The sequence below is a fragment of the Planctomycetota bacterium genome, from assembly GCA_035574235.1.
Lineage (GTDB): Bacteria > Planctomycetota > MHYJ01 > MHYJ01 > JACPRB01 > DATLZA01.
The window spans coordinates 1-3,218 of the sequence record DATLZA010000186.1 but is presented as its reverse complement, the minus strand read 5'-3'; the positions used below and the strand labels follow the sequence as shown (position 1 = coordinate 3,218).

5 protein-coding genes are annotated in these 3,218 nt (G+C 67.3%); all 5 read right to left on the bottom strand.

The genetic code is table 11. The features are described 5' to 3' along the window. Positions 1–148 precede the first annotated feature (148 nt). The 5 genes from VNO22_17640 to VNO22_17620 all read right to left on the bottom strand — a co-directional run bounded on the left by VNO22_17640 (position 149) and on the right by VNO22_17620 (position 3,023). The gene (locus tag VNO22_17640) at positions 149–1,246 is read right to left on the bottom strand and encodes a Trx7/PDZ domain-containing (seleno)protein (GenBank protein ID HXG63197.1); all 1,098 of its coding nucleotides are present in this window, start codon (positions 1,244–1,246) and stop codon (positions 149–151) included. A 24-nt stretch (positions 1,247–1,270) separates the two neighbouring features. After that, entirely contained in the window at positions 1,271–1,486 is a 216-nt protein-coding gene (locus VNO22_17635; GenBank protein ID HXG63196.1) for a hypothetical protein, read from the bottom strand. An 85-nt stretch (positions 1,487–1,571) separates the two neighbouring features. Beyond that, positions 1,572–2,351, bottom strand: a complete 780-nt coding sequence (locus VNO22_17630) for a chlorite dismutase family protein (protein HXG63195.1) — start codon at positions 2,349–2,351, stop codon at positions 1,572–1,574. Positions 2,352–2,395: 44 nt separating this feature from the next. Beyond that, positions 2,396–2,704 (bottom strand): ferredoxin family protein, encoded by a 309-nt coding sequence (locus VNO22_17625; protein HXG63194.1) that lies wholly within the window; start codon positions 2,702–2,704, stop codon positions 2,396–2,398. A 10-nt stretch (positions 2,705–2,714) separates the two neighbouring features. Beyond that, complete coding sequence (locus tag VNO22_17620; protein ID HXG63193.1) at positions 2,715–3,023, bottom strand: non-heme iron oxygenase ferredoxin subunit; 309 nt, start codon at positions 3,021–3,023, stop codon at positions 2,715–2,717. Positions 3,024–3,218: the final 195 nt, after the last annotated feature.

Genomic DNA, 3,218 nt, shown 5'->3' with positions numbered 1-3,218 from the left:
AATGCGCGTCCACGAGGAACCGCGGCGTGCGGAGACAATCATCGTACGCCCGCAGCGTGCGGGAGACCCGCCGGATTGGCTCATCGTCCTGGCCCCGGAGGACTTACGTCGGGCCGGAGCCCCTGCATGGGCAATTCCTGCGCCCGAATCAGGGCAGCGCCAGCGTCACGCGCTCGCGGCGGCCGTCCCGCAAAACCGTGAAGTCCGCGGTCTGTCCGGGCCGCTTCTTCTGCAGGAGATACCCGAGGAGCGCCGCCTCCGTCGCCAGATCCCGGCGGCCGTCCGCCTCGACGAGCACATCCCCCGGCCGGAACTTCTGGCGCGCCGCGCGGTTCTGTTCCTTCACCCAGTCCGGGGGAAAACCCTTCACGCGCAGCGCCATGGCGCCGTCGGGGACGCCCAGCGCCCGGCGCTCGTCCGCGGACAGCGCCTGCAAGGGCTCCGTGCCCAGAAGCCGGTGCCGCAGGCTCCAGGTCACCACGCGCCACGTGAAGTCCCCTTTCCTCCTCCATCCCTCCGCGAGCGCCAGCTCGGCCCGGGCGGCCGAGCCGTCCCGCTCCAGTTCCGCCCGCAGGGTCACCGGTTCGCGCGCCTGGTGAAGCACCCACTGAACGTCCGCGATCGAGAGGATCGGCTGCCCGTCGAGCGTTACGATCCGGTCGCCTGCGCGGAAGCCGCCCCTCTGCGCCGGGGATTCGGGAGCCACCGCCGCCACCAGCGCGCGCTCGCGGGGATCCAGCGAAAGCCCCACCTGCTCGGGCGCCGGATACGGCCAGACGAGGTTGTCCGGCAGAGCCCTGCCCTGATCCCGCAGGGACCAGAGCGTCGCATCGTGGGCCTGGTGGCAATGGATGCAGTTCCCGCGGGTGCCGTCGGCCGGACGGACGTTCGGCTTTCCCCGCAGCGCGGGGATCGCCTCGGGCGTCGGAAACGGCGGCGCGGGCCCCTTCTTGCCGGCGAGCGCCGCCCTGTTGGCGGGATAGGCCGCGTGCAGCTCCAGCGCGCCCTCGAGAGCCTTTTTGAAGCCCTCGACCGTCACCTCCCGGCCTCCCTTCCCGAATCGGCTTCCGTAGCGGCCGTAGACCGCGCGGTCCGCGTTCATGAACAGAGCCGCCCACGTCAGCTCGTAATCGAACTGAAAGAGCGACAGATCCATCCCCCACGCCTGCACGACCCGGACGCAGACGAATCGTTCCAGAAGGCGCGACAGCTCGGGATCCTCGCGACGGGCAACCTGTCCGTCGATGCCTTTGCAGGCCGCTCAGGGGACTCAGCGGAAAACGATGAGGAGGGGTTTGCCCGTCGCGCGAGCCTGGGCGAACCCGGCGGCCACGTCGTCGTAGATCCAGTCGCCCTCGAGATCGGTGTCCTTGAGCGCCTGCCGGAGGGCGTCCTTGGCAGGTTCCTGGACGGCGCCCGCCGGCGCCGACCCCATCCCCGCCGCGAAGAATGCCAGGATCGCGATCCGCATCGTTTCGACCTCCATGCGATCGGATCCCGCTCCTCTGCCCGCCTCTATCACCCGCGGGACGGAGCCAACCCTACGCGAATCGCGAAGCGAAGAAACCCGATTACCCCGGCGCGGGGCTCTGCCAGAAGACCCGTCCCACGAAGAACGGTCCCAGCGACTTGATGTATTTGGACGTCTGAATGGTTTTGCGCATTTCCTGCACGCATTGCGAAAGGGGCGTCAGCTCGCGCCCGACGAGACCGATCACAAAGTCGTTGTCGTTCGGGTCCAGTCCGTGGCACGCCAGGCGGATGTCATGGGCGTAATCGGCCTGTCCGAAGGCGATGCCGATCTGGGCGTGTTCATGGAGAATCTTGCCCTGTTTTTCGGGCGGCAACACGGAGAAGGCGGCTTTGCGCCGGAGCGGATACCAGACCGCCCAGGGCCAGTCCGGGTTGAGCGCGGTAACCCGCGGCTTCTTGAGGAGCGCATAGGCGAGATTGGGTTCGCGGCCGGTGGCGTACGTGCGCCCGATCATCGTCAGCTCCGGCCGATGCCGGAGGTCCCCGAAGGGCGGCCGGCTGAGGAGGTCCCGCCACGGACCCGCCAGGAGCGCCGGATCCTCCGTGAGGGCCAGAACGCCGATTCCCTTGGGGTCGTTGACGTCGAGATAGAGGACGGATTCGATCCCCGAGGCCCTCAGGCGTTCGGCCAGCTCCTCGGGCCGGAGGGCGCCGGTGAAGACCTGAAGCTGCGCGTACAGCCTCCGATCGAGGATTTGCGGTTCGCCTCCCCGGGCCGGAACGCTTTTCTCCCGCAGATCGGGAGCGGAATAGGACACCGTCCCGTAATCGACGGGAACCTTGCCGGGGGCCTTCTCGGGCGTGGGGGGCTGGCTCATCGAGGGCCCTCCGCCGGCCGCGCCTGGGGGCGGCCGCGTCGACGTCAGTGCTTTTCGGGCGGCTTCTGGAGCCGCTCCGCCGGGAAGGGATGGCCGGCCCAGGCCTTCTCGTCGCTCTTCTCGGGGAAGAAGTTCTTGTTGACCTCGATGTAGAACTTCCACTTGTCCGGAAGCTCGTCCGCCGGGAAGATCGCCTGGACGGGGCACGGTTCGACGCACGCCCCGCAATCGATGCACTCATCCGGGTGGATGTAGAGCATCTTTTCACCCTCGTAGATGCAATCCACGGGGCAGGCGGGCACGCACGCCTTATCCTTCGTGCCGACGCACGGTTCCGCGATCACATACGCCATGAGTGGGCTCCTATATGCCGACGAGCACGTCCTTGCCCTCGACCTTCACCGGATAGGTCGGGATCTTCGCGCGGGGATTGACGGGCGAAACCCCGGAGGCCACGTCGAACACCCACGCATGCCAGGGGCACACGATCTGCGAGCCTTCCAGCATGCCCTCGTCCAGGGGTCCGCCCTGGTGAGGGCAGATGTTGGACGTGCAGAAAAATTTGCCGTCCACGTTGTAAAGCGCCAGCTCCTGTCCTTCCACCTCGACCTTCCGCACGCTGCCGGGCGAAAGCTCGTCCGTGGAGGCGACGCGAACCCATTTGGCAGGCATGGGCGCAGTATATCGGGGCCCCGAAGACCTGTCAACAAGGCGGATCAGGCGAGGTGGGTGATTCAGATACATGGTTACCAGGGTGGGGGATCTCGAGGAGGTCGTCGAGGAGAACGGGAGGAAGGGAGAGCACTCCAGGATCATAGGTGTGGGGAGCGAGGGAGTCGAGAATTTCACGAGGAGAGAGATGACCTC